This is a genomic window from Photobacterium sanguinicancri, from assembly GCF_002265265.1.
In the GTDB taxonomy this organism is placed as follows: domain Bacteria; phylum Pseudomonadota; class Gammaproteobacteria; order Enterobacterales; family Vibrionaceae; genus Photobacterium; species Photobacterium sanguinicancri.
The window spans coordinates 1-1,429 of record NZ_NOIF01000357.1; the positions used below are offsets into that span (position 1 = coordinate 1).

Genomic DNA, 1,429 nt, shown 5'->3' on the forward strand with positions numbered 1-1,429 from the left:
GTTAATAAAGCTTAAGGGTGTGGGTTTATTATGGATTTTCAACTTTCAGTTATTAGCTATCATCGCTATACATCTCAATTAGACGCCGTTAAACCTCTAAATAGCGTCAAAGAAAACACACCGCTTTTTATCGGTCGTTCAGAATTATGTGATTGGAGTTTACCCGATCCTGATCGTGTTATTTCAAGTAAGCATGCCGTGATAGAAAAGCAAGCAGGCATTTTATATATAAGAGACTTATCAACGAATGGTTTGTTCATTAATAGAAATGTAGAACCGTTAGGTAAAAATAAAGACCACCAACTTGCTATTGGTGATGTAATATCACTTAGCGATTACGAAATAGAAGTGCAAGTGTTTACTTCTGATAAAGTTGAATCGAACTCTAAACCGGTAGATCTTGCACAAAGTAATAGTGATGAATTGGGTATTCCTGCTAAAGATTTAATGCTTAAATCTGATGCGGAAAAAGAAACCATTTCTGACGTTAATAACGAGATTTATATTGGAGATATTCAGGATAGCTTTACATCTCCAAGCAATGAAAGCATTGACTTAATGCAATTTAACGAAAGTATTCCTGAGGATTGGAGTGTTCTTTTTGAAGAGCCAACGCCACTAGAATCGTTATATCAATCACCTCCGGAAAATAAGGTTTCGCAAGCGGGAGATAGTCAGATTGATTTTATTGAAGAGACAATAGGACAAGAAGAGAGCTCTGAGATTGCTACTAAAAAGACCAACAGCCCTATGCGGTCTCAACCTGCTCAACCGACAGAACCACCGTTAAGTACACTTAGTTTAGCTGAAGGAAGTGATGAGTCTAAACTTTTACAAGCCTTCATTGAGGGTATGAAAGTACACGGGCATCAAATCCATCCTGAAATGAATGAACAGTGGTGGTTTGAAATGGGTGAAAGTGTGTGTTTACTTCTAACTGGTCTTATGACAACACTGCAAAAGCGCTCGGATTTCAAACAAACTAATCGTTTAATGCATACGTCATTTAAGCGTCAAGAAAATAACCCACTTAAGTTTTCGGCTAATTTTGAAGACGCAATTCATAATCTATATCATAGAAAATCCCCCAGTTTTTTATCAGCACCACGAGCGATACAAGAGGCATTTTCAGATATAGATCAGCATGAAAAAGCCATGGTTTATGGTACGAAAGGTGCTGTGAAAGGGGTTATGTCAGCTTTGGAACCTAATCGGGTGACTACTATAGCCCCCCCCGAAGGCTTGCTATCAAATTGGTTTGGATCTAAGCAAAAAGCAAATAACTGGCAACGTTATGAAGCTTTATTTTATGAATTGGAAAGTGATATTCGCCAAGAGCAGCCATTTTATTTAGATGATTTTGTGAAACATTATGAAGCTAGCTTAAAAGGAATGGGAGAAAAATAACTATGCTTAATATAATTAAATT

General features: G+C 37.0%; 1 protein-coding gene. It reads left to right on the forward strand.

Features of this window, described 5'->3' with window-relative positions; genetic code table 11:
* Positions 1-30: 30 nt before the first annotated feature.
* Positions 31-1,407, forward strand: coding sequence for a type VI secretion system-associated FHA domain protein TagH (gene tagH, locus ASV53_RS24000; RefSeq protein WP_094958990.1), 1,377 nt, complete (start codon positions 31-33; stop codon positions 1,405-1,407).
* Positions 1,408-1,429: the final 22 nt, after the last annotated feature.